The 23530-nt window shown below is 58.0% G+C and carries 21 protein-coding genes; 11 read left to right on the top strand and 10 right to left on the bottom strand.

Annotated elements, in window-relative coordinates; translation table 11 throughout:
• Positions 1 to 62: 62 nt before the first annotated feature.
• The gene (locus NR795_RS06915; RefSeq protein WP_257757681.1) at positions 63 to 839 is read right to left on the bottom strand and encodes an SDR family NAD(P)-dependent oxidoreductase; all 777 of its coding nucleotides are present in this window, start codon (positions 837 to 839) and stop codon (positions 63 to 65) included.
• A gap of 176 nt (positions 840 to 1015) precedes the next feature.
• Here NR795_RS06915 and NR795_RS06910 point away from each other — a divergent pair, with 176 nt between their 5' ends.
• The 5 genes from NR795_RS06910 (at position 1016) to NR795_RS06890 (ending at position 4036) form a co-directional block, all read left to right on the top strand.
• Positions 1016 to 1936 (top strand): LysR substrate-binding domain-containing protein, encoded by a 921-nt coding sequence (locus NR795_RS06910; RefSeq protein ID WP_257757680.1) that lies wholly within the window; start codon positions 1016 to 1018, stop codon positions 1934 to 1936.
• Positions 1937 to 2059: 123 nt separating this feature from the next.
• A complete protein-coding gene (locus tag NR795_RS06905) occupies positions 2060 to 2341 on the top strand; it encodes a hypothetical protein (RefSeq protein WP_257757679.1) in 282 nt (93 codons plus the stop codon).
• A gap of 37 nt (positions 2342 to 2378) precedes the next feature.
• Complete coding sequence (locus NR795_RS06900; protein ID WP_257757678.1) at positions 2379 to 2723, top strand: carboxymuconolactone decarboxylase family protein; 345 nt, start codon at positions 2379 to 2381, stop codon at positions 2721 to 2723.
• Positions 2724 to 2766: 43 nt separating this feature from the next.
• Complete coding sequence (locus tag NR795_RS06895) at positions 2767 to 3450, top strand: cupin domain-containing protein (RefSeq protein ID WP_257757677.1); 684 nt, start codon at positions 2767 to 2769, stop codon at positions 3448 to 3450.
• A gap of 271 nt (positions 3451 to 3721) precedes the next feature.
• The gene (locus NR795_RS06890; protein WP_257757676.1) at positions 3722 to 4036 is read left to right on the top strand and encodes a hypothetical protein; all 315 of its coding nucleotides are present in this window, start codon (positions 3722 to 3724) and stop codon (positions 4034 to 4036) included.
• Positions 4037 to 4065: 29 nt separating this feature from the next.
• On the opposite strand, the gene NR795_RS06885 is transcribed toward NR795_RS06890, so the two are convergent.
• Both NR795_RS06885 and nifJ read right to left on the bottom strand, forming a co-directional pair.
• Positions 4066 to 4281, bottom strand: coding sequence for a KTSC domain-containing protein (locus tag NR795_RS06885; RefSeq protein ID WP_222887826.1), 216 nt, complete (start codon positions 4279 to 4281; stop codon positions 4066 to 4068).
• Between the two features lie 77 nt (positions 4282 to 4358).
• Complete coding sequence (gene nifJ, locus NR795_RS06880) at positions 4359 to 7883, bottom strand: pyruvate:ferredoxin (flavodoxin) oxidoreductase (protein WP_257757675.1); 3525 nt, start codon at positions 7881 to 7883, stop codon at positions 4359 to 4361.
• A gap of 371 nt (positions 7884 to 8254) precedes the next feature.
• On the opposite strand from nifJ, the gene NR795_RS06875 reads away from it, so the two are divergent.
• Both NR795_RS06875 and NR795_RS06870 read left to right on the top strand, forming a co-directional pair.
• Positions 8255 to 8443 carry a cold-shock protein gene (locus NR795_RS06875; RefSeq protein ID WP_144816007.1) on the top strand — a complete coding sequence of 63 codons (189 nt, stop codon included), beginning with the start codon at positions 8255 to 8257 and terminating at the stop codon, positions 8441 to 8443.
• A gap of 142 nt (positions 8444 to 8585) precedes the next feature.
• Complete coding sequence (locus tag NR795_RS06870) at positions 8586 to 8852, top strand: DUF333 domain-containing protein (RefSeq protein ID WP_042390811.1); 267 nt, start codon at positions 8586 to 8588, stop codon at positions 8850 to 8852.
• Here the strand turns inward: NR795_RS06870 and hslJ are convergent, their stop codons facing one another.
• Entirely contained in the window at positions 8853 to 9275 is a 423-nt protein-coding gene (gene hslJ / locus NR795_RS06865; RefSeq protein ID WP_257757673.1) for a heat shock protein HslJ, read from the bottom strand.
• 122 nt (positions 9276 to 9397) lie between these two features.
• The gene (locus NR795_RS06860; RefSeq protein ID WP_144815378.1) at positions 9398 to 10387 is read right to left on the bottom strand and encodes a 2-hydroxyacid dehydrogenase; all 990 of its coding nucleotides are present in this window, start codon (positions 10385 to 10387) and stop codon (positions 9398 to 9400) included.
• A 123-nt stretch (positions 10388 to 10510) separates the two neighbouring features.
• Between NR795_RS06860 and zinT the strand changes: the two genes are divergently transcribed.
• The 3 genes from zinT to NR795_RS06845 all read left to right on the top strand — a co-directional run bounded on the left by zinT (position 10511) and on the right by NR795_RS06845 (position 14066).
• Complete coding sequence (zinT, locus tag NR795_RS06855) at positions 10511 to 11161, top strand: metal-binding protein ZinT (protein ID WP_257757672.1); 651 nt, start codon at positions 10511 to 10513, stop codon at positions 11159 to 11161.
• 89 nt (positions 11162 to 11250) lie between these two features.
• Complete coding sequence (locus NR795_RS06850) at positions 11251 to 13887, top strand: YdbH family protein (protein ID WP_257757671.1); 2637 nt, start codon at positions 11251 to 11253, stop codon at positions 13885 to 13887.
• The gene (locus tag NR795_RS06845) at positions 13884 to 14066 is read left to right on the top strand and encodes a YnbE family lipoprotein (RefSeq protein ID WP_257757670.1); all 183 of its coding nucleotides are present in this window, start codon (positions 13884 to 13886) and stop codon (positions 14064 to 14066) included. Before NR795_RS06850 ends, NR795_RS06845 begins: the two co-directional genes overlap by 4 nt.
• A 61-nt stretch (positions 14067 to 14127) precedes the next feature.
• Here NR795_RS06845 and NR795_RS06840 read toward each other — a convergent pair whose 3' ends face one another.
• The gene (locus NR795_RS06840; RefSeq protein ID WP_072015212.1) at positions 14128 to 14280 is read right to left on the bottom strand and encodes a Hok/Gef family protein; all 153 of its coding nucleotides are present in this window, start codon (positions 14278 to 14280) and stop codon (positions 14128 to 14130) included.
• A gap of 266 nt (positions 14281 to 14546) precedes the next feature.
• On the bottom strand, positions 14547 to 15152 hold the full coding sequence (gene azoR / locus NR795_RS06835; protein ID WP_144815390.1) for an FMN-dependent NADH-azoreductase: 606 nt from the start codon (positions 15150 to 15152) through the stop codon (positions 14547 to 14549).
• Between the two features lie 202 nt (positions 15153 to 15354).
• Here azoR and hrpA point away from each other — a divergent pair, with 202 nt between their 5' ends.
• Complete coding sequence (gene hrpA / locus NR795_RS06830; protein WP_257757669.1) at positions 15355 to 19257, top strand: ATP-dependent RNA helicase HrpA; 3903 nt, start codon at positions 15355 to 15357, stop codon at positions 19255 to 19257.
• 39 nt (positions 19258 to 19296) lie between these two features.
• Here hrpA and NR795_RS06825 read toward each other — a convergent pair whose 3' ends face one another.
• The 3 genes from NR795_RS06825 to NR795_RS06815 are packed head-to-tail and all read right to left on the bottom strand — an operon-like array spanning position 19297 to position 23465.
• Positions 19297 to 20679, bottom strand: a complete 1383-nt coding sequence (locus NR795_RS06825) for an efflux transporter outer membrane subunit (RefSeq protein ID WP_257757668.1) — start codon at positions 20677 to 20679, stop codon at positions 19297 to 19299.
• Positions 20676 to 21755, bottom strand: coding sequence for an HlyD family secretion protein (locus tag NR795_RS06820; protein ID WP_144815399.1), 1080 nt, complete (start codon positions 21753 to 21755; stop codon positions 20676 to 20678). Before NR795_RS06820 ends, NR795_RS06825 begins: the two co-directional genes overlap by 4 nt.
• Positions 21756 to 21800: 45 nt before the next feature.
• Positions 21801 to 23465 (bottom strand): MFS transporter, encoded by a 1665-nt coding sequence (locus tag NR795_RS06815; protein ID WP_257757667.1) that lies wholly within the window; start codon positions 23463 to 23465, stop codon positions 21801 to 21803.
• Positions 23466 to 23530: the final 65 nt, after the last annotated feature.

Below are 23530 nucleotides of genomic sequence, written 5' to 3'. Positions count from 1 at the left end.
CATATTGTAAGCCGCGACGGTCGCAACGCCGTCTACGGTCTCTGCTTCACCAGCTCGGCGTTTCAGCCGTTCCGGCCAGCCATCACGCCACCATCGATATCCCAGATGGCACCGGTGACCCAGCCAGTCTTGTCAGAAAGCAGGAAGGCAACGGTTTCGGCGATATCGACCGGGGTACCCACGCGGCCAATCGGGTGGAAGCTGTCGAAGCTGTTCATGACTTCCTTCACGTCGTCTTTCGGAATGAAGCCTTCATAAATTGGCGTATGAACGACGGCCGGGGAGACGGCATTCACGCGGATCCCTTTTTCGCCAAGCTCAATCGCCAGGTTTTTGGTCAGCGCGTGCAGACCGGCTTTCGCCATCGAGTAGGCAGAAGACGGTGTGGCACCGATAGCCTGCTGCGCCCACATAGAGCCGATATTGACGATGGAGCCTTTAATGCCGGCATCAACCATGTTGCGTACCACGTCGCGGGTAATGAAGAAGGTCGCGCGGTTAATGTTCATGTACATGTCGTAATCAGACATCTCGTGTTCAGTGAACGGTTTCGGGAAGAATACGCCGGCGGCATTCACCAGCAGGCTGATATCTTTGTGTTCGGCGTTAATGGAATTTACCACGTGCTGCATGCCTTCTTCTTTCATCAGGTCGGCCACAATGATGGATACCTGACCGTCTGCTGCCAGCGCCTGGCGTGCCTGCTCGGCTTTGTCCTGGCGATTACCGACCAGCACCACGCTGCCGCCGTTTTTCAGGATCAGCTTCGCCGTTTCGAAGCCCATTCCACTTGTCCCACCGACCACTAACAGTTTCTTACCGGCAAAAGATGCGTTCATCGCTAACCTCATTAAAATCATCTGATTGTCATTGATGAAAAGCACGGCTCTTCATCGTGTGAAAACAGAATGCCACCCTGAAGCCAGATTGACGACTGAGAAGAAATTGCGACACAGGAAAGAAAATCTTTCTCGCTCAGGTATACTGAAAAAAACAGTAAATCAGGATACCTGCAATGCGATCGCTTAACCGACTGAAATGGCTGCACGCCTTTGAGGCTACTGCCCGACATGGCAGCTTTACCGGTGCGGCCCAGGAGCTGGGCGTCACGCCTGCCGCCGTGGGCCAGCTTGTCCGCTCCCTGGAGGAGTGGGTGGGACACCCGCTGCTGCACCGCACCCGCTCCGGGAAGGAGCGCCTGACGCTGGTAGATGAAGCGCGGGAAGCATTGCAGGACATCACCCAGGGTCTGGATAAACTGGAAACTGGGTTAAATAAACTGCGCGGACGTCGGGCGCGCTCTGTCGTGGTGGTCACCGCCTCCCAGGTTCTGATGATGAACTGGCTGATGGATCGCCTGAACCGCTTCTCGGAAACGCATGAAAATATCGATCTCAGGCTTAACGTCACGGAGAAGCTGATGGACGTCTCGCACGGTGAAGCGGATATCGGCATTCGCTGCGGGCAGGGCGACTGGCCCGGCGTGAATAAAACCTGGCTGATGGATGAGGAGGCCGTACTGGTCTGCAGTCCACGTCTGGTGCCGGCAGAGAAAATAAGCTGCGGTGAGTGGCTTGCCACCCAAAAACTGATCCACGATGACACGCCGCATCCCGGCGCGAATTTTCCGTCCTGGGACGATGTCCTGAGCGCGGTCGGTGCGTCTGACGCGCTGGAAAACGGACTGCATATTAACTCCACCTCCGCCGTTATCCTCTCAGCGCTGAGTGGTCGTGGTGTGGCGATTGTGCGTTACGCCCTGGTAAAACAGCTGATTGAGATAGGTCAGTTGATCCAGTTGCATCCTGACCATCGCTGGCCGCTGACCTGGTCTTACTATCTGGTGACCCCACAGCTGAACGTTATGCGGGATGAAGTGAAAGTTTTCCACGACTGGCTGGTGCAGGACGTTATCTCTGATACAGAGACGACGTAGATTTTCTTCTCTGCATCGCAAGATTATCTGATTTGTTGATGCACGCAAGCTTTCTCATAATCCCTTCCACTGAACGGCAATGGCTCTGTCGGCATTGCCTTACCCTGAGCGAAGGAGAGAACGATGGCTTATCTGCAAATCACCCTTGATATCACTAGTGAAAACCGTGCGGCTGCCGCCGGCATCTACCAGAAATACAAAACGCCGTTTCTGACCACCATTGACGGCGCCACCTCTAAAGAGCTGCTTGTCCGTGACGAGGATGTCCAGGTGCTGCACGGTTTTAAGACCGCAGCCCAGGCGCAGGCGTACCTCAACAGCCCGCTATTCACTCAGGACGTCGTGGCAGGATTAAAACCTTATTTAAACAGTGCACCCGACGTACGTATTTACGACGTTCTGTAATTAACGCTTTTCTGAGACAAACAAAACCGGAGTTTCAATGTTCTTAAACTGGAATGAATACCGCACTAGCCTGCTTGCCACCGTCGGCAAATTTGCCAAACTGCAGCCTGAGTTTATGAAAGGCCTTCAGCAGATGGACAAAGGTGCATCTGAAAACAAGCACCTCGATCCTAAAACCCATGAGCTGATTGCGCTGGCCGTAGCCGTCACCACCCGCTGCGACGGCTGTCTGGCTGTGCATGTGGATACTGCGGTCAAACACGGTGCCACGCGGGAAGAGATCGCCGAAGCGCTTGCTGTTGCCATCAGCCTGAACGCCGGTGCTGCGCTGACTTACACCGCGCGTGCTCTGGATGTTTACGATAACCTACCGAATAAATAAACCTGAAAACGGTACCTGCAAAGGTACCGTTTAACGACGGACTATGATGTTACTGAATGCTGATTTCTCGCAGCGAGCCATCATCTCCCCGGATGACTATCGCTGGGTGCCCTCTCCGCAGTCGGGCGTAGAACGTGCCATGCTCGACCGGATAGGTCGGGAGCAGGCCCGGGCGACCAGCCTTGTGCGTTATGCGCCGGCATCGGTGTTTCCTGAACACAGCCACCCCGGTGGCGAAGAAATTCTGGTGCTGAGCGGCACGTTTACTGAAAACGGGGTGGATTACCCTGCAGGCTGGTATCTGCGCAGCCCGGACGGTTCGTCCCATCAACCTTCCAGCCGCGACGGCACAACTATTTTCGTCAAGCTGCGCCAGATGGCTGCCGATGAACGCCAGCCCGTCAGAATTAATACAAAAGACGACAAGAACTGGCACGGTCAGCCGCAAAGAAAAATTTGCCCGTTGTTCTCGGACACACGGGAAACAGCGGTACTTCAGAAGCTGGCACCGGGCGAGCGTATCTTCTGTACACCGCTTGCCGGCGGTGCCGAACTGCTGCTGATTGAGGGAGAACTCAGGGCACCGGAAGGTCGCTATGAGAAAGGAAGCTGGCTACGGTTTCCGCCTGGTGACATGCCCGCCCTGACAGCCAGCGCGACTGGCGCACTTTTTTATCTGAAAACCGGGCACCTCAGCCCGGCCACCCTGACCGGAGAGTCTTTATGACAGGCAGCGTTATTATCATTGGGGCTGGCGAGGTGTTATATGAGCGTCATGCCGATGCGCCTGCGCACGTTACCCTGCGTATGAAACCTCACCGGCATCATTCAAACTGAAGGGAGGAGAGCAGACGCTGACGGCAATACTGAAGCGTCAGGTTCCGGCACGCAAAGATTCGCTGAAACAGGTTTTTTAACGCTGCACTGACTATTAAGGGCGCATTTTAAAGCTGCCAAAAGCCTATCCTGTCGGTGCTAATTTAACCGAGGATATCATTATGGAACTACCCGATCTGATTTTACCCCAGGCAACGGATAATGTGATCCAGTCTGCGGATATTGCGCTGGTGGGCGGCGTGGCGGTCTCTATTCCTGCCAATATTGATTCTCAACAAAGCGATCTTGTTAGCATTTATTGGGGAGACCGGCGGAGAGCGGCAAAAGTCATTATCGACCCTAATCAGGATTTTCCCGTGGTGTTCCTGATCCCGGATGAGTGGACGGCAATTGGTCAGCATGAGGTATGGTATGACTACCATGATAATGTCGAAAATATTTCATCAAGCAATCCAGTCACGGTAACCATTGAGTAATTATCACCAGGCCAGAAGGCTGGTCTGGCTTAACGGATCACTCTCCGCTCGGTAAATTTCCCCTTTACGACGCCATCATAAAAGCGGCCTTTCGACACTACGGTTAAAAACAGGGTGAATATGCGCAGCGGTACGCCGTGATACTGATAGCAGCTTCGGTCATGGAATAAAATCTCCAGCGTGCAGGAGGCTTCATCATAGCCTACGGAGGCGATGCGGGATGAGGCGACGGGGTGATGGCGCATGGCAGAACTCCTGGTCAGGCTGGCACAGGAGAGATTATTACACGTTTAGCCCGGCAATGCCGGGCTAAAACAGGGTGTTAATCCGCCGCGTTCTTCTCTGCTTTTCCTGCCAGCTGCGCCAGGAAGTCATAGCGTTTTTGCAGATCGGCAGTGGCGTCCTTCCACAGCTGCTCTGCCACCTCCGGCTGCTGGGCATTGAGGCGACGGAAGCGCTGCTCTTTCAGCAGCGTATCAGCCAGCGCGTCTGACGGCGGACGGGAGTCCAGCGCCAGCGGCAGCTTGCCTTCGTCGGCACGACGCGGATCGAAACGGTAGAGCGGCCAGAAGCCGGTCGCCGTTAGCTGGCGCATCTGATCGTGGCTAAGGGCCAGATCGTAGCCGTGCTCTTCGCAAGGGCTGTAGGCAATAATCAACGACGGCCCCGGATAGGCCTCCGCCTCCTGAATCGCCTTCACCGTCTGGTTAAGCTGCGCGCCAAGCGAAATCTGCGCCACGTAGACATGACCGTACATCATCATGCTGGCGCCCAGATCCTTACGCGCCTTGCGCTTGCCATGCTCGCCAAACTTGGTTACCGCCCCCAGCGGCGTTGCCTTCGAGGCCTGACCGCCAGTGTTGGAGTAACACTGGGTATCCAGCACCAGAATGTTGACGTTCTCCGTCAGGCTCAGGACGTGATCCAGGCCGCCAAAGCCAATGTCGTAGGCCCAGCCGTCGCCGCCAATCAGCCAGATGGATTTCTCTACCAGCGCGTCGGCATCCGTCAGCAGCTCTTCGGCTCCCGCCACGCCGCTCAGGTGCTGGCGCAGGGCGGCAACCTGCTCCCGACGGACTTCCGGCGTCGCCTCAGCGTGCAGCGCCGCGTTAAGCTCCGCCGGGATCGCCTCGGAGAAGCTCTCCAGCAGGCGCATCACCCGCTGACGATGCTGATCAACGGTAAGGCGGAAGCCCAACCCGAACTCGGCGTTATCTTCAAACAGCGAGTTAGCCCACGCTGGACCGCGCCCGTTGGCATCGGTGGTGTAGGGCGTAGAGGGCAGATTGCCGCCGTAGATCGAGGAGCAGCCGGTGGCATTGGCAATCAGCATCCGGTCACCGTAAAGCTGGGTCAGCAGCTTGATATACGGTGTTTCACCGCAGCCGGAGCAGGCCCCGGAGTACTCAAACAGTGGGGTAAGCAGCTGCGAAGTACGAATGTCGATACGCTCCAGCGTGCTGCGGTCCATCTCTGGCAGGTCAAGGAAGATGTCATAGTTAACTTTTTCCTCCTCCACGTGCTCAAGGCGCGACATCATATTGATGGCCTTGATCTCCGGGTTCTGGCGATCTTTGGCCGGGCACACTTCGACGCAGAGGTTACAGCCGGTGCAATCTTCCGGTGCGACCTGAAGAACGTATTTCTGACCACACATGTCGCGGGATTTGACGTCCAGCGACTGTAAAGAGGCTGGGGCGTTTTCCAGCGCCTCTGGGGCGACCACTTTTGCGCGGATCGCCGAGTGCGGGCAGGCGGCCACGCAGTGGTTGCACTGGGTGCAGATCTCCGGCTTCCAGATAGGGATCGCTTCGGCAATATTGCGTTTTTCCCAGCGGGTGGTACCCAGCGGCCAGGTGCCGTCCGGCGGCAGGGCGGAGACCGGTAGCGCATCGCCCAGCCCGGCCAGCATTGCGGCGGTGACGGTTTTCACAAAGTCCGGCGCGGCGTCGCTGACCACCGGCGGGCGGTACGGGCTGGCAGCGTTAACCTGCTCCAGCGGAACCTCGAACAGCGATTCGCGGGCCAGCGCCAGCGCCTGCCAGTTGCGCTCGACCAGCTCCTGGCCTTTGCTGCTGTAGCTTTTGGCAATGGCCCCCTGCAGGGCGGCCAGCGCGCTGTCGCCAGGTAAAAGCTGCGTCAGATGGAAAAACGCCATCTGCATAACGGTGTTGATGCGCGCTGCCAGACCGCACTCGCGCGCAATCTTCGCCGCATTGATAATATAGAAGCGGGCCCGCTTCTGGTTCAGTACCGCCTGTACCTCCTGCGGCAGCCGCGCCCACACCTCGTCGGCGCTGTAGGGGGTATTGAGCAGGAATATCCCGCCAGGCTTCAGGCGCTCGGCCATCTGGTACTTATCGATAAATTGCAGCTGGTGGCAGCCAACAAAATCCGCCTGGGAGATCAGATAGGCAGAGCGAATCGGCTGCTCGCTGACGCGCAGATGGGACACCGTCAGGCCGCCTGCTTTTTTCGAGTCGTAGACGAAGTAGCCCTGGGCATACCACGGCGTGGCGTTGCCGATAATTTTGATGTTGTTTTTAGTGGCCGAGACGCTGCCGTCGCTGCCCAGGCCGTAGAAGAGCGCCTCCAGCTTCGCAGCTGAGGGCAGGGTGTTCTCCGGCAGCGGCAGAGAGAGGTTGGTCACGTCATCATAGATGCCGACGGTAAAGCGCGGCATGGGCTTCTCTGCCTGCAGCGCGTTAAAGATAGCCAGTACGCACTCCGGGCCAAACTCTTTTGAAGAGAGGCCGTAGCGTCCGCCGATGACGCGCGGCAGGGTATCGCGCTCGCCCTGGTTAAAGGCTTCTGCCAGCGCGGTCATGATATCAAGATAGAGCGGCTCCGCCTGCGCGCCTGGCTCTTTGGTGCGATCCAGTACGGCAATGCGCTGAGCGCTCTGAGGCAGCACCGCCAGCAGATGCTGGGCCGAGAAGGGACGATAGAGGCGCACCTTCAGCACGCCAACCTTCTCATGGCGGGTTAGCAGCTCATCAACCACCTCTTCGCAGGTGCCGATCGCGGAACCCATAATCACAATGACCCGCTCCGCCTGCGGATGGCCGTAGTACTCAAACGGCTGATAGCGGCGGCCAGTGGCCTCGGCGAAGTCATCCATTGCCTGTTCAACGTGCGCATACACCGCGTTGTACCACGGGTTGGTCGCCTCGCGAGACTGGAAATAGGTATCCGGGTTCGCAGAAGTACCGCGGATCACCGGGTGGTCCGGGTTTAAGGCGCGAGCGCGATGGGCGGCGATCTCATCGCCAGGCAGCAGGTTACGGATCGTCTCATCAGCCAGCGGGACGATTTTGTTGATCTCATGGGAGGTGCGAAAACCGTCAAAGAAATGAATAAAGGGCACCCGGCTTTTCAGGGTAGCAATGTGGGCGATCAGGGCAAAATCCTGCGCCTCCTGGACGCTGCCAGCGCAGAGCATGGCGCAGCCGGTCTGGCGCACGGCCATGACGTCGGAGTGATCGCCAAAGATTGAGAGCGCATGGGTGGCCACGGTGCGGGCAGCAACGTGCAACACAAACGGCGTCAGCTGACCCGCCAGCTTGTAGAGGGTGGGGATCATCAGCAGCAGACCCTGCGATGAGGTAAAGGAGGTCGAGAGCGCCCCCGTCTGTAACGCGCCGTGCACGGCGGCAATCGCCCCGGCTTCGGACTGCATCTCGACTACCCGAGGCGTATCGCCCCACACGTTTTTCAGCCCGTTGCCGGCCCAGGCATCTGCCTGCTCGGCCATCGTTGAGCTGGGGGTAATCGGGTATATGGCGATAACTTCGCTGGTTCGGAACGCCACCGAGGCGACCGCGCCATTACCATCAACTGTGATCATAGGTTTGCTCTCATTGCGTAAATGTTCACTTCTCACTCCAGTATAGACAGCCAGTCCGGAGCGGTTTTTGATCTAAAAGTGAAGATATCGCAAAATCTAGCCCGGCATTTTTCCGTACGTAGCACTGGGAAACTATTTTCATTTTCCCCTTGCACTGTGCGGTTAATCATGCGTTAATAGTCCAATAATGCAGCACTGAAATTATCTTGAAATCCGCGAAACTCTCCCACAGTTAGTATCTTCCGAAATTTCCCTGTAACTTCCCTGCAAATACCACAACGACCGCTATACTTCTTATTGGGAACAGCGGGTTAAGGCAGGCCTGAACGGCGGCCCTCGTTGAAAATAATTATTTAAAAAAGGATATTATTATTTCTAGTCACATTCATTTCCGATGCCCACACTGTCATGGGTCGCAATACAGAACTTCACATTTTGACGTGAGCGAAGCCAATCCCTTCGGCGCAAAATGCATTTTTTGTAAGTCTTCCATGATTATGCTGAATAACGTTTCAGCCCCGCTCTCCGCTGCCCACGTAGCGCTGGATTTACGCACCTAGCGTAAACAAGGCCATCAGGCCTGTGGCATAGCGTAGAGTACAAAAAACGCTATGCCGGATAGAAAACCCGCATCCTCCTCTCGACGTCAGGCGCAACGCTGCCTATTATGCATAGGTTTTGCTAATTCAGAGGGGAGAAAAAATGCGTACAGCGTTATGGGTAGGGTGTGCTGTCTGGTTACTTTCGGCATGTAGCAGCGAGCCTGTACAGCAGGCCACGGCGGCGCACGTTGCGCCGGGTCTGAAGGCCGCCATGTCCAGTACGGGTGCAGCCAACTGCGCGATGATTGGCGGTTCGCTCTCAATTGCCCGCCAGCTAGATGGCTCTGCCACGGGCATGTGTGCACTGCCTAACGGTAAACGCTGTAGCGAACAATCTCTTGCCACAGGCACCTGCGGCAGCTACTGATCACTGTCCTGCGTCAGCCAGCTTATAGATCAGCGTCTTGTCCGCGGTGGTTAGCGTCAGCTGGCTGTCGGTAAGATCGACCTGCGCGCCGTCTTTAAGCACGGTGCCAATCACGCTATCCAGCTCGTTACGCTGCGGATCGGCACAGGCCATGCGGGTCATCACCAGCGCTTTCGCCGTTAGCTCGCCGCTGGAGAGTTTCCCCTGACCCGAGAAACGGTTACACATGCTGCCGGAGATCGCCAGCTTCTCACCGAAGCGTAGCTCGGGTGGATTCTCTCCAGGGGTTATGGCCTTGCCGTTAACGTTCTCCAGCACAAAGCGATGGCCGATTAGCTGCTCGCTGGTCACGGAGACCTTTCCATCCCGCACACAGCCGGCCAGCAGAACACACAGCCCAGTTAATACAATGACTCTTTTCATAACGACTCCCTGAAGATCCTCCGTGGTAAATTCTATTTTATCAGTACGGTAAGGGAAGTCTTGCGGGATAGTCTGAAACTCCCTCCGCTGAAGGGAGGGAGAGAGGCATGTTTTATTAACGCTTACACCAGCGCGTTAGGGCACGAATCGCCGTTTTCCAGCTGACGCAGGTTTTCCAGCGTGGTTTCCGAGATGCTGGTCAGTGCTTCGGCCGTCAAAAACGCCTGGTGACCGGTAAACAGCACGTTATGACAGGCAGAGAGGCGACGGAAGACATCGTCCTGGATCACGTCGTTCGACTTATCTTCAAAGAAGAGATCGCGCTCGTTCTCATACACGTCCATGCCCAGCGCACCAATTTTCTGCGTCTTCAGCGCTTCAATGGCCGACTGGGAGTCAACCAGACCGCCACGGCTGGTGTTGATGATCATCACTCCATCCTTCATCTGTGCGAAAGAGTCGCGGTTGAGAAGATGGTAGTTTTCCGGCGTCAGCGGACAGTGCAGGGTGATAACGTCAGAATTGGCAAACAGCGTCGGTAGATCGACATACTCGACCCCTAACTCCAGCGCGGCCGCGCTCGGGTAGGGATCGGACGCCAGCAGGCGCATGCCAAAGCCTTTTAGAATACGCAGGGTGGCAATACCGATTTTACCCGTGCCGATCACCCCGGCGGTTTTACCGTGCATGGTAAAGCCGGTCAGCCCCTCCAGCGAGAAGTTAGCGTCGCGGGTACGCTGATAGGCGCGATGGATGCGACGGTTAAGGGTCATCATCATGCCAACGGTGTGCTCGGCCACCGCTTCAGGCGAGTAGGCCGGAACGCGAACCACGCGCAGCCCCAGCTCTTTTGCCGCATCGAGATCAACGTTATTAAAACCAGCGCAGCGCAGGGCGATAAATTTTACCCCGTGCTTCTTTAACTCTTCCAGTACCGGACGGCTACCGTCATCGTTAACAAAAATGCATACGCCGTCGCAGTCGTGGGCGGTTTTCGCCGTTTTTTCCGTTAACAGAAAGTCAAAGAATTCAAGATTGTATTGATAGCTCTCGTTAACCTGCTGCAGGTACTTTTTATCGTACTGCTTGGTGCTGTATACCGCGAGTTTCATAAGCTTTTCTCCAGTGATTTAGGAGTAATTATAGCCAGTTACGCGAGGTCTTAACATAAGAATTGATGTTGATTATGTTATAATATAACATCACTTATCTTAACATGGATTGAGGGTAACATTTTGGCTAACCATTTTGGTAAATTTGCAGTAGCTCTGGGAACGTTATTGCTGGCGGGGCAGGCGTTGGCGCACGGCCACCACTCGCACGGTAAACCGCTGACGGCAATCGAGCAAAAAGCCGCCGAGGGCGAGTTCAATGACAACGATGTCAAAGGGCGCAACCTGAGCGACTGGGACGGTATGTGGCAATCTATCTATCCCTATCTGCTCAGCGGCGATCTCGATCCGGTTTTCAAAAAGAAGGCTGAGAAAGAGAAGGGTAAAACCGCCGAGCAGATCAAAGCGTACTACCGCAAGGGATATCTTACGGACGTTGACACGTTGGGCATCGAGAACGGCGTGATGGAGTTTCATACCGGCGATAAGGTAAGCAGCTGTAAGTATGAGTCAGCGGGCTATAAGATCCTCACCTACGCCTCAGGTAAAAAAGGCGTGCGCTATCTTTTTGAGTGTAAGGATGCCACCAGCAACGCGCCGAAATTTGTCCAGTTCAGCGACCACACTATCGCCCCGCGCAAGTCAGCGCACTTCCATATCTTTATGGGTAACACCTCTCAGGAGGCGCTGCTGAAGGAGATGGATAACTGGCCGACCTATTATCCATATCAGCTCAGCAAAGAGCAGGTGGTTGACGAGATGCTCCATCACTAAAAGTAAGAGGCGGCAGTAGTATGTAATCAACAGCTTAACGTGGCACAATGGCGTCAGTATGGATTACTTTCCGGGACGCTGACCTGCCCATGAGGGGTAAATACAAAGCCGCCATTGCGCTTCTCCTGCTGTTGATACTGCTGCCGCTGACGCTGCTGCTTACGCTCGCCCAGTGGCTGCCGGGGCTGGCGGGTATCTGGCTACCGGCTGGCACCCGTATTATGCTGGAGGCCAGCCCGCGGCTTACGCGTCATGCGCTGTACATCCCTGACCTGCGTTATCTGGTGGGGGATTGCCCTCTCGCCTGGATCCAGAATGCAGAGATCACCCATCCCAGCCGCTGGCAGTTGAAGATTAACGCGGTAGACCTCAATCAAACCTGCTTGCAAAAACTTCCCCAAACCGCGCCGTCCACCGCCGCACCGCGTACTTTAGCCGAGTGGCAAGCCATGCTGCCCTATGCATGGGTAAAGGTAGATCGGGTGACAGTGTCACCTTTTCAGGCGTGGGAGGGGTCGCTATCGCTTTCATTAACGCCTCAGGTACAGCAGGTACGCTATCACGGCGACCGGCTTACGCTTAATGCCACCCTGCGCGGGCAGGCGTTAACCGTCAACGAACTGGCGCTCTCCCTGCTTGATAATCAGCCACCCATTGCGCTCTCGGGTGAGTTTACGCTGCCTCGCCTGCCTGCTGGTGCGCCGGTTGACGGGCGCGCCACCGCGACGCTCAACCTGTCGCAGGTGCCGTCTGGTGTCGATGCCGAGCTGGAGTGGCGGGGCAACACCGGGCAGCTGATCGTCATGGCCCGCGATAACCCCGATCCGCTTCTCGATCTACCGTGGCAGGTGACCCAACAGCAGCTAACGATCAGCGATGGCCGCTGGCAGTGGCCTTATCAGAACGGCATCCCGCTGAGCGGGCGCGTTGCCCTGAAAGTGAAGGAGTGGCAGCAGGGCCTGGAGAAAGCAGAGGTTAGCGGTCGGTTAAACGTGTTAACCCAGGGGCAGGCCGGCAAGGGCAACGCGGTGCTGAGCTTCGGGCCAGGGCGATTGAGTACCATAGAGAGCGCCATGCCGCTGCAGCTCACCGGCGAGGCGAAGCAGGGCGATCTCATTTTCTACGCGGTGCTGCCTGCCCAGCTAACCGGCTCGCTCGCCGAGCCACAGCTACGTTTCTCCCCCGGCGCGCTGCTGCGCTCCCGGGGACGCGTTATTGACTCCCTGAATATTGATGAAATTCGTTGGCCGCTGGCGGGCGTCACGCTGACCCGCCAGGGCGTGGACGGACGTCTGCAGGCTATTCTGCGAGCGCATGAGGCGCAGTTGGGGGATTTTGTCCTCCATCTCGACGGTCGCGCGCAGAATTTCCTGCCGGACAACGGGCTGTGGCAGTGGGCCTACTGGGGAGACGGCAACTTTACCCCGATGCAGGCGCGCTGGGACGTCAGGGGGCGGGGCGAGTGGCGCGACAGCGATATCATCCTGACGGATCTCTCTACCGGTTTTGACCAACTGGCCTATGGCAGTGTGCAGGTACGCCAGCCCAGAGTGGTGCTTGACGCGCCGATCCGCTGGTCACGGGATCCGCAGCATCCGCACTTTAGCGGCGCATTGGCGTTGGACGCGCAGGAGACTGCTCTCAACGGCGGTGGTGCGCTGCCTCCTTCAACGCTTAAGTTCAGTGTCGAGGGGCGCGATCCGACTCGGTTTCAGTTTAAAGGCGACCTCCATGCGGCAGCAATCGGCCCGGTGCGGGTTAACGGACGCTGGGACGGCGAGCGCCTGCGCGGCCTGGCCTGGTGGCCACGCCAGCCGTTAAGCGTTTTTCAGCCCTTGCTGCCGCCTGACTGGAAGATGGATCTGCGCGAAGGCGAGCTGTATGCGCAGATTGCCTTCTCGGCGGCGGCGGGCCAGGGGTTTGAAGCCGGTGGCCACGGCGCGATCCGTCAGGGCAGCGCCTGGCTCCCCGATAATAAATTCAACGGCGTCGATTTTATTTTACCCTTCCGCTTTAGTGAGGCGGGGTGGCAGTTTGGCACGCGGGGGCCGGTATCGCTGCGCATTGCTGAGATCGTCAATCAGGTTACCGCCCGCAACTTCACCGCCGATCTGCAGGGCGCATACCCGTGGCGCGAGGATAATCCGCTACTGCTTAGCGACGTCAGCGTCGATCTGCTGGGGGGCAAAGTGACCATGCAGCAGCTGCGCATGCCCCAGCACGAGGCAGCCCTGCTGCGCCTGCAACATATCTCCTCAAGCGAGCTGATTACCGCCCTGCATCCGAAGCAGATTGCGCTCTCGGGGCCGATCAACGGCGCGCTGCCCCTGTGGCTGGAGCATGATAAATGGCTTATTAAAGACGGCTGGCTTAACAGTCCCGCCGCGCTGACGCTGCGTCTTGATAACGACACCGCCGACGCGCTGGCGAAGAAGAATATCGCGGCGGGGGCGGCCATTAACTGGCTACGTTACATGGAGATCTCGCGCTCCTGGACCACGCTCAACCTCGACAACCAGGGCGCGCTGACGCTTCAGGCCACGCTGCACGGCACCAGCTACGTCGAGGGGAAACGCAACACCGTGAATCTCAACTACCATCATGAAGAAAACGTATTCACCCTGTGGCGCAGCCTGCGCTACGGCGACAACGTAGAGACATGGCTTGAACAGCATGCGGCACTGCCGGGCTGCTCACGCGAACGGGGATGTAAGGACAAAGAATGAGAACCCTAAACGCCGCTTTTGGCCTGCTGCTTTTGCTGACGCTGACCGGCTGCACGCCGCGTATTGAAGTGGCGGCTCCAAAAGAGCCGATCACCATCAACATGAACGTGAAGATCGAGCATGACATCAACATCAAGGCGGATAAAGAGGTTGAGGCCCTGCTTAAGGATCGGCAGTAAAAAGGGTGCATTGAGGTCAAACCCGGTATGGCTGTTGCGGGGATTGCTCCCCGCATGAAAGCTACTTCTTCGATTCGTAAGCGAGAACAGCTTTAAACTCCATACTACGCTGCTTAAAACTCAGTTCACAAAGTGAGCCGCGCACCATCAGCGTAAATCCCAGTGCCGTACCGCATAGCACTATGATTGCCACAAGGGCATATTTCGTCGGCATGTTATTGCCTCCATGCAAAGAAGGGGCTAACATCCAAACTGTCGGGTTTGGTCGTTAGCCTCAGGTTGATAGAAATATCGCCTGGGGCTTTCAACTTTCTGGACTCCCGACATGCCTGAAGCCGCAAAAAGCCTCAAGCACCCAACGGCATTCTAACGGCGGGTGGCGGGGTGGATATAACAGGGTAAAGGATTTGCGGTGCGGCTCGGAATAAACAGTGCGGGAAGGGTAAATACCCCCTCTGCCGTAGCAGAAGGGGAAAATGCTTAGGCGGTAACGATGCTGTCGATAGCAGCTTTCGCGTCGGCCTGGGCTTTGGTCGCCACTTCCGGGCCGTAGGCGATGCCTTCGGCGAACACGAAGTTCACGTCGGTGATACCGATGAAGCCGAGGAACAGCTTCAGGTATGGGGCGATCAGGTCAGACGGGGTATCTTTATGGATGCCGCCACGGCTGGAGAGCACAACCGCACGTTTGCCGGTCACCAGGCCTTCCGGACCGTTTTCGGTGTAGCGGAAGGTCACGCCTGCACGGGCAACCAGGTCAAAGTAGTTCTTCAGCTGGGTCGGGATGTTGAAGTTATACATCGGGGCCGCCAGCACAATCACGTCATGCGCTTTCAGCTCGGCAATCAGCTCATCGGAGAGGGCCAGCGCTTCCTGCTGACGCGGGGTCAGCGGCGCATCGCTTGGGCGCAGCGCGCCAACCAACTCACCGTCCAGTACCGGAATCGGGTTAGCCGCCAGGTCACGCACGGTGATCTCATCCGCGCTGTTCTTCTCGCGCCACTGATCGACCAGATAATCAGCCAGCTGACCAGACTGCGAGTACCCTGCCAGAATACTGGATTTAAGAACTAATACTTTGCTCATGGGTGTTTCCTTTGTTGTATTTGATGAGGTTCGCCCCCAAATAATTGCTTGTCACTTTATTCACAAATCAGCGTCTTGAATAGCGCAATATATCGAAGCCTACATTCGAATTTTTTGAATAAGTCAAAGCGAGAACGGATGTGGTACTCTACACTCAACGTAAAAGCGAGATTCTTCCGGCAGCCTATTGCCCGATAACACTATGACAGAACAACAGAAATTGTCCTTCGCCGACCTCAACACTCACCTCGATAACCTCATGCTCCGCGACCGGCAGCGCTTCGCCCGTCGTCTGCACGGCGTGAAGAAGGTTAAAAATCCTGAAGCTCAGCAGGCCATCCTGCGCGAGATGACCCAGGAGATCGCTCAGGCTGCGGCCGTCGTTGAGCGGCGCGCGACATCGCGTCCGGAAATTAGCTATCCAGAGAATCTGCCGGTCAGCCAGAAGAAGCAGGACATTCTGGAGGCCATCCGCGACAACCAGGTGACGATTGTTGCTGGTGAGACCGGCTCGGGTAAAACTACCCAGCTGCCAAAAATCTGCATGGAGCTGGGGCGAGGCGTTAAGGGCCTGATCGGCCATACCCAGCCGCGACGTCTGGCGGCGCGAACCGTGGCGAACCGTATTGCCGAAGAGCTGAAAAGCGAGCCGGGCGGTGCGATTGGCTATAAGGTGCGCTTTAGCGATCACGTCAGTGAGAACACCATGGTCAAGCTAATGACCGACGGTATTCTGCTGGCCGAGATCCAGCAGGATCGCCTGCTGATGCAGTACGACACTATCATCATCGATGAGGCCCACGAGCGCAGCCTGAATATCGATTTTCTGCTGGGCTACTTTAAAGAGCTGCTGCCCAAGCGCCCGGATCTGAAGATCATCATCACCTCGGCGACCATCGATCCGGAACGCTTCTCGCGTCACTTTAACAACGCGCCGATTATCGAAGTTTCAGGCCGTACGTTCCCGGTGGAGGTGCGCTATCGTCCTATCGTCGAAGAGGCGGATGATACCGAGCGCGATCAGCTCCAGGCTATTTTTGATGCGGTTGACGAGCTGGGACGCGAAAGTCCCGGGGATATCCTGATCTTTATGAGCGGCGAGCGGGAGATCCGCGACACTGCCGACGCGTTAAACAAACTCAACCTGCGCCATACCGAGGTGCTGCCGCTCTATGCGCGTCTGTCGAACAGCGAGCAAAACCGCGTCTTCCAGCCCCACGGCGGGCGGCGCATTGTGCTGGCTACCAACGTAGCAGAAACCTCGCTTACTGTGCCGGGCATTAAGTATGTGATCGATCCGGGTACGGCGCGTATCAGCCGCTACAGCTACCGTACCAAGGTGCAGCGTCTGCCGATTGAGCCGGTTTCACAGGCGTCGGCTAACCAGCGTAAAGGGCGCTGCGGCCGCGTGTCCGAGGGGATCTGTATTCGTCTCTACTCCGAGGACGACTTCCTCTCGCGGCCGGAGTTTACCGACCCAGAGATCCTGCGCACCAACCTCGCGTCGGTGATTTTGCAGATGACCGCCCTCGGGCTGGGCGACATCGCTGCCTTCCCGTTTGTTGAAGCACCGGATAAGCGCAACATTCAGGACGGCGTGCGCCTGCTGGAGGAGCTGGGGGCCATCACCACCGATGAGAGCCAGACCGCCTACAAGCTTACCGCCCAGGGACGCCAGCTGTCACAGCTTCCGGTGGATCCGCGTCTGGCCCGTATGGTGCTGGAGGCGCAGAAGCTGGGCTGCGTGCGCGAGGCAATGATCATCACCTCTGCGCTCTCTATTCAGGATCCGCGCGAGCGGCCAATGGACAAGCAGCAGGCGTCCGATGAAAAACATCGCCGCTTCCATGACAAAGAGTCTGACTTCCTCGCCTTTGTGAACCTGTGGAACTACCTTGGCGAACAGCAGAAAGCGCTGTCGTCGAACCAGTTCCGCCGTCTGTGCCGTACCGACTACCTCAACTACCTGCGGGTACGCGAGTGGCAGGATATCTATACCCAGCTGCGCCAGGTGGTGAAAGAGCTGGGTATTGCGGTTAACAGCGAGCCGGCAGAGTACCGCGAAATTCATATCGCGCTGCTTACCGGCCTGCTGTCGCATATCGGCATGAAGGATGCCGACAAACAGGAGTTTACCGGCGCGCGCAACGCCCGGTTCTCTATCTTCCCCGGCTCTGGGCTGTTTAAGAAGCCGCCAAAGTGGACGATGGTTGCCGAACTGGTAGAGACCAGCCGCCTGTGGGGGCGCATCGCCGCACGTATCGATCCCGAGTGGGTCGAGCCGGTGGCTCAGCATCTGCTCAAGCGCTCGTACAGCGAGCCGCACTGGGAACGGGCCCAGGGCGCGGTGATGGCGACGGAAAAAGTCACCGTCTATGGCCTGCCGGTGGTCGCCGCGCGCAAGGTCAACTACAGCCAGATCGACCCGGCGCTCAGCCGCGAACTGTTTATCCGCCATGCGTTAGTGGAGGGCGACTGGCAGACCCGGCACGCCTTCTTCCGCGAGAACCTGAAGCTGCGCACCGAGATCGAAGAGCTGGAGCATAAGTCGCGCCGCCGAGACATTCTGGTGGATGACGACACGCTGTTTGAGTTTTACGACCAGCGCATTAGCGTCGACGCCGTTTCTGCCCGCCACTTTGACAGCTGGTGGAAAAAGGCCAGCCGCGAAACGCCGGATCTGCTCAACTTTGAAAAGAGCATGCTGATTAAAGAGGGCGCGGAGCAGGTCAGCAAGCTGGACTACCCCAACTTCTGGCATCAGGGCAACCTGAAGCTGCGTCTGAGCTATCAGTTTGAACCGGGCGCGGACGCCGATGGGGTAACAGTGCACATTCCGCTGCCGCTGCTCAACCAGGTGGAGGAGAGCGGTTTCGAGTGGCAGATCCCCGGTCTGCGCCGGGAGTTGATTATCGCCCTGATCAAGTCGCTGCCGAAACCGATCCGACGTAACTTTGTACCCGCGCCTAACTATGCCGAGGCGTTTCTGGGCCGCGTCACGCCGCTTGAGCTGCCGCTGCTGGATGCTCTGGAGCGCGAGCTGCGCCGCATGACCGGCGTTACCGTCGATCGCGACGCGTGGCAGTGGGAGCAGGTGCCTGACCATCTGAAGATCAGCTTCCGCGTAGTGGATGACAAAAACCGCAAGCTGCAAGAGGGGCGTGACCTGACGGCGCTGAAGGAGAGCCTGAAGGGCAAAGTGCAGGAGACGCTATCGGCGGTGGCTGATGACGGCATCGAGCAGAGCGGGCTGCATATCTGGAGCTTCGGCACCCTCGCCCAGAGCTATGAACAGAAGCGCGGTAATTATAAGGTGAAGGCGTGGCCAGCGCTGGTGGACGAGCGCGACAGCGTGGCGATCAAGCTATTTGATAACCCGCTGGAGCAGGAGCAGGCCATGTGGCGCGGCCTGCGTCGGCTGCTGCTGCTTAATATCCCGTCGCCGATTAAGTATCTGCACGAGAAGCTGCCTAACAAAGCCAAGCTGGGGCTCTACTTTAACCCCTACGGCAAAGTGCTGGATCTGATCGACGACTGTATCGCCTGTGGCGTCGATAAGCTGATTCACGAGGCAGGTGGCCCGGTATGGACAGAAGAGGGCTTCGCGGCGCTGCATGAGAAGGTACGCGCCGAGCTGAACGAGACGGTAGTGGAGATTGCCAAACAGGTTGAGCAGATCCTGACCGCGGTGTTCAATATCAACAAGCGTCTGAAAGGTCGCGTGGATATGACCATGGCGCTGGGGCTGTCGGACGTAAAAGCGCAGATGTCGGGGCTGGTCTATCGCGGCTTTGTCACCGGCAACGGTTTTAGCCGCCTGGGCGATACCCTGCGTTATCTGCAGGCCATCGAAAAACGGCTGGAGAAGCTGGCGGTAGATCCGCATCGCGATCGCGCGCAGATGCTGAAGGTGGAGCAGGTGCAGCAGGCGTGGCAGCAGTGGTTGAACAAGCTGCCACCCGCCCGCCGCAACGATGATGACGTACAGGCGATCCGCTGGATGATCGAGGAGCTGCGGGTGAGCTTCTTTGCTCAGCAGCTGGGGACCCCGTATCCGATTTCAGATAAGCGTATCCTGCAGGCGATGGAGCAGATCTCCGGCTAACGGCATGCCCGGTGGCGCTTTGCTAACCGGGCCTGCGATTTAGGATTGACCCGCCCAACCACCCCCTAATGCCCGATAAAGGTCGATCTGTGCCAGCAGCACGCTGTTCTTCACCTGGACCACGTTGAGCTGGGCCGAGAAGAGCGTGCGCTGGGCATCCAGCACGTCCAGATAGGAGGAGTAGCCGTTCTGGTAGCGATTCTGCGCGATGCGCAGCGTTTCGTCTGCCACCTCCACCTGCCCCTGCAGCTCGACCAGCTGCTCCTGTAAGCGAGCAATGGCGTCCAGGCTGTCGTTTACCTCTTTAAAGGCGTTACGCACCGTACGCTCATAGCCATAGAGCGCCTGGTTGCGCTGGGACTGGGAGACATCCACCTGCGCATTCAACGCCTGACGGTTGAGCAGCGGGGCAAGAATGCTCCCGCCGACGCTCCATAGCCGCAGCGGATTATCGAGTAACCCCGCCAGAGTATCATCCTGCACCGAACCGCCCGCCGTCAGATTCAGAGAGGGCAGCAGGTTCGCCTGCGAGACCGCCAGGCTGGCGTCGGCCGCGATCAGCTCCCGCTGCGCCTGAACGATATCCGGCCGGCGGTTGAGCAGCGAGGAGGGGAGCTGACCGGGGATGCGCAGCGGGGTTAATTTATCAAACTCGTCGCTGCGCCGGATGCCGCCTGGGTTGTCGCCAATCAGCACGCTCAGGGCGTTCTCCTGCTCGTTAATCTGATGCTGGAGCTGCGGGATCTGCGCCCGGGTAGCACGCAGCTCGGAGTCCGACTGCATCAGCTCCAGGCGCGAGCTGTAGCCAGCCTCATATTGACGCTGAGCGAGGGTAAACGCCTCTTCTCGCGCCTTCAGCGTTGACTGGGTAACGCGCAGCTGCTCATCGAGCGAAAGCAGCGTTACGTACCCCGTTGCTACCGACGACGCCACGGTCAGATTTGCTGCCGCCGCCGCGGCCTGCTGGGCTTCCAGTGAGGCCTGGGCGGCTCTGGCGGTGCTACGGTTGGCCCCCCACAGATCCACATCGTAGCTGGCAGAGAGATTGCCCCGGTAGAGCGTGCTGTAGGCTGGGAGACCTGTCGCCGCAGACTGCGTGCGCGCTCGCGTGCCGCTAAGACCTGCATCCAGGGTCGGGAACAGGCTACCCTCAGCGGCGTACACCCGCGCCTGATACTCATTAACCCGCTCGCGGGCGATCAGGATATCGCTGTTATAGCGCAGGGCCTGGTCTACATAGTGGTTGAGCTGGCTGTCATGGAAATTCCGCCACCAGACCGCCTCGGCCTGGCTGGCTGGCCCTACGGTGCTGCGCCACTGGGCGGGGATCTTCAGGCTGGGCTTCGCGGGCTGGACGTCAACCGACTGACAGGCTGCCAGCGCAACGCAGAGCGCCAGCAGCGCGGGGCGAAACGGTCTCATTTCGCCTCCCGGGTATCAATATGCACCTGTACCGACATGCCGGGACGCAGACGTGCGATCTGCTCTGCATTCCCCTCGACCGCAATGCGGACCGGAATACGTTGGGCAATCTTCACAAAGTTGCCGGTGGCGTTATCCGGTGAGATCGCGCTGAACTCGACCCCGGTGGCCGGAGAGATAGATTCCACCCGGCCGGAGAAAGCCTGATTGTTCAGCGCATCGACGGTAAAGCGTACGGGCAAGCCGGTGTGAATATTGGCGAGCTGCGTCTCTTTCAGGTTAGCGATAACCCAGCGCTGGGAGGGAACCAGCGAGGTCAGGTGCGTGCCCGCCGTCACATAGGCACCGAGCCGTACTGCCATCTGCCCCAGCTGACCGTCGCGCGGGGCGACGATGCGGGTATTTTGCAGATCGATTTGCGCCAGCTCCAGCGCCGCCTGAGCATTTTCCACGTCGGCCTGCAGTGCCGCACGGTTGACGATAACCGTTTGCAGATCCTGGCGGGATGTCTCAAGGGTGGCCCGGGCCTGCGCAATATCGGCGTTGCCCTGCGCTGCGCTGGCCAGCGCCGCATCGCGCTCACGAATCGACAGAGAACCATCTGCCGTGAGGTTTTTCACCCGGCGTAGATCTGCCTGCGACTTCTGGTTTTGCGCCTGGGCATTTTGCAGCGCCGCCTCGTTACGCTTGATCACCGCCTCGGCGCTTTTGCGCTGCTGGAGGTTATTGTTAAGTGCCGCCACCTTCATCGCTAGCTGGGCCTCGGCCTGGTGTACCCGCTGCTTGTAGATGCGATCGTCAATCTGCACCAGCAGATCGCCACGCTTTACTATGGCAAAGTCCTGCACCTTCACCTCGGTGATATAGCCGTTAACCTGCGGGCTGATAAAGGTGGTCTGGCCGCGCACGTAGGCGTTATCGGTAAACTGGGTATGGCGAGTAAACGGCGGTAGCTGCCAGGCGTAGAGGATCACCAGTACGCCCACGATGCCAATAGCGGCGGCGGCAAAAATCGAAACCACCCGCAGATTGCTGCGGGTATGTGCCTGCTCTTTAGCGGCATCCTGCTGACTCATAACCACTCCTGTTGTAACACTGCTCTCATTAATGCGCTTCCAATTCTATTTTGGGGTGTTCACTGCTTTTTTTAGGGCCAAACGGGCGGTAAGACGCAGCCGCAGCAGTCGCCATAGGATCCACAGCAGGGTGGCGGCGGCAACGGTAGCGGTCAGCATATACGTATCGTTATAAGCAAGAATATTTGCTTCGATAGCGCTGACGTTTTGTAGCTGGGCGATAGCCTGGGCGCTGAGCAGGGTGCTGTCGCCAATCACATTTTGGTACTGCTGGGTATAGAGCTGAATGCGCTCGGTTACCAGTGGGTCGAGCGTGGTAAGCTGATCCGCCAGCAGGCTGGAGTGATACTTCTCCCGCCAGACCTGGAAGGTGCCCAGCACCGCCGAGCCAAGCAGGCCGCCGAGGTTCTGGCTCATGCCAAACAGCACCGAGAAGCTTACCAGGTTACGCGGCTCGGTAACCACGCTGCCGATACCCGCCAGCATCGCCGGGGCAAGGAAGAACGCGCTGCCAAAGCCCAGCAGGAACTGGCTCACCATAAACTGGTTGGCGCGGGTCAGGCTGGTGGAGTGGCTGTCGAGCAGGGAGGCGACGATCATCACCGCCAGCGAGGTCACAATCGGCCAGGCCAGCCGCTGGGGCTTGATGGTCAGGCAGCTGGCGACGATGCCGCAGACGATGCCGGCAAAAATCGCCCAGGCCAGGTTGGTCATCTGCTCGTTTTGCAGGCCGATATACTGTAGCCAGCCGATGGCACCGCTGTTCTGCTCCGCCAGCACGATGCGGATCAGGATCATAATCAGCCCCAGCCGCACGATGCTGCCGCTGGAGAGCCAGCGCGTATTAAGCAGCGGGTTGCTGCGATTGTGCTCAAAGACGATGGCGCTAACGATCAACACCAGCGCCCCCGCCAGCGCCCAGCCGAGCCACGGTGTTTCGAACCACCACTCCAGCCGCCCCAGCGACAGCACCGCACAGAGCAGGGCCATGCCGGGGGCAAACAGCATGAAGGTGATAAAGTCCTTTTTCTCAAACACTTTTTTACGATCGCCCGGCGGCAGCTTAAGCATGATCACGCAGGCAAGGGAGACCAGCGCCAGCCCCAGCTCAAACAGGTACAGCCCGCGCCACTCGTCGGTTTGCAGCAGCTCGGTAGAGAAGAGCCTTGCCATGGGGATCGCCAGCGATGAGCCGGTGATACCAATGGTTAACGCCTTAAGACGGTGGCGGGCAGGCCAGGCCTGAATCTGATAATAGATCCCCAGTGAACTGAGGGCCGCCGCCACCATGCCGTGCGCCGCCCGCACCATGATCGCCGAGCTAAGATCGTTGACGAAAAGGTGGAAAAAGGTCACCAGCACGTAGAGCACCAGGAACCCTTCGGTAAAGGCGCGCAGGCCATACTGCTGGCGGAATTTGACCAGCAGCAGGTTGATCGAGACGTTGGTCATGACGTAAACCGCCGGTAGCCAGGCGATCTCGGTGGACCAGGCGGCAAAGGTGCCCTGTAAATTTTGCAGGTTGGCAGATACCATCGCATTGCCCAGCGCGCCGGTCAGGCACACCAGTAGTCCTACAATACCGTAGGCAATACGTTTCGGAACGGGGTGAAGCGGCGTTGAGGGGGACCCCAGCAGCATCGGTTTTTCATGCGGAGCCCATTCACGCGGTGCATAGGGATCGCGTTTCGTTGGCTGTTGGTCATCCATAGCGTGTTGACATCAAGCGGTCTGCATTAGGTTAGTGTACTTATGATAGTGAATATTTAGCAGAT

Origin of the sequence: Pseudescherichia sp. L3, from assembly GCF_024656065.1 — a bacterium.
Taxonomy (GTDB): Bacteria; Pseudomonadota; Gammaproteobacteria; order Enterobacterales; family Enterobacteriaceae; genus Pseudescherichia.
The sequence above is the reverse complement of the archived record's forward strand: the minus strand, read 5'-3'. Positions and strand labels throughout refer to the sequence as shown.

Bases quoted from the DNA above. Each gene is read 5' to 3' on its own strand.
- NR795_RS06910 (WP_257757680.1), top strand. From the start codon at position 1,016: ATGCGATCGCTTAACCGACTGAAATGGCTGCACGCCTTTGAGGCTACT.
- NR795_RS06915 (WP_257757681.1), bottom strand. From the start codon at position 839: ATGAACGCATCTTTTGCCGGTAAGAAACTGTTAGTGGTCGGTGGGACA.
- hrpA (WP_257757669.1), top strand. From the start codon at position 15,355: ATGACAGAACAACAGAAATTGTCCTTCGCCGACCTCAACACTCACCTC.
- NR795_RS06890 (WP_257757676.1), top strand. From the start codon at position 3,722: ATGGAACTACCCGATCTGATTTTACCCCAGGCAACGGATAATGTGATC.
- NR795_RS06895 (WP_257757677.1), top strand. From the start codon at position 2,767: ATGATGTTACTGAATGCTGATTTCTCGCAGCGAGCCATCATCTCCCCG.
- NR795_RS06900 (WP_257757678.1), top strand. From the start codon at position 2,379: ATGTTCTTAAACTGGAATGAATACCGCACTAGCCTGCTTGCCACCGTC.
- NR795_RS06815 (WP_257757667.1), bottom strand. From the start codon at position 23,465: ATGGATGACCAACAGCCAACGAAACGCGATCCCTATGCACCGCGTGAA.
- NR795_RS06820 (WP_144815399.1), bottom strand. From the start codon at position 21,755: ATGAGTCAGCAGGATGCCGCTAAAGAGCAGGCACATACCCGCAGCAAT.
- NR795_RS06850 (WP_257757671.1), top strand. From the start codon at position 11,251: ATGAGGGGTAAATACAAAGCCGCCATTGCGCTTCTCCTGCTGTTGATA.
- NR795_RS06845 (WP_257757670.1), top strand. From the start codon at position 13,884: ATGAGAACCCTAAACGCCGCTTTTGGCCTGCTGCTTTTGCTGACGCTG.
- hslJ (WP_257757673.1), bottom strand. From the start codon at position 9,275: ATGAAAAGAGTCATTGTATTAACTGGGCTGTGTGTTCTGCTGGCCGGC.
- nifJ (WP_257757675.1), bottom strand. From the start codon at position 7,883: ATGATCACAGTTGATGGTAATGGCGCGGTCGCCTCGGTGGCGTTCCGA.
- NR795_RS06870 (WP_042390811.1), top strand. From the start codon at position 8,586: ATGCGTACAGCGTTATGGGTAGGGTGTGCTGTCTGGTTACTTTCGGCA.
- NR795_RS06885 (WP_222887826.1), bottom strand. From the start codon at position 4,281: ATGCGCCATCACCCCGTCGCCTCATCCCGCATCGCCTCCGTAGGCTAT.
- azoR (WP_144815390.1), bottom strand. From the start codon at position 15,152: ATGAGCAAAGTATTAGTTCTTAAATCCAGTATTCTGGCAGGGTACTCG.
- NR795_RS06905 (WP_257757679.1), top strand. From the start codon at position 2,060: ATGGCTTATCTGCAAATCACCCTTGATATCACTAGTGAAAACCGTGCG.
- NR795_RS06840 (WP_072015212.1), bottom strand. From the start codon at position 14,280: ATGCCGACGAAATATGCCCTTGTGGCAATCATAGTGCTATGCGGTACG.
- NR795_RS06825 (WP_257757668.1), bottom strand. From the start codon at position 20,679: ATGAGACCGTTTCGCCCCGCGCTGCTGGCGCTCTGCGTTGCGCTGGCA.
- NR795_RS06860 (WP_144815378.1), bottom strand. From the start codon at position 10,387: ATGAAACTCGCGGTATACAGCACCAAGCAGTACGATAAAAAGTACCTG.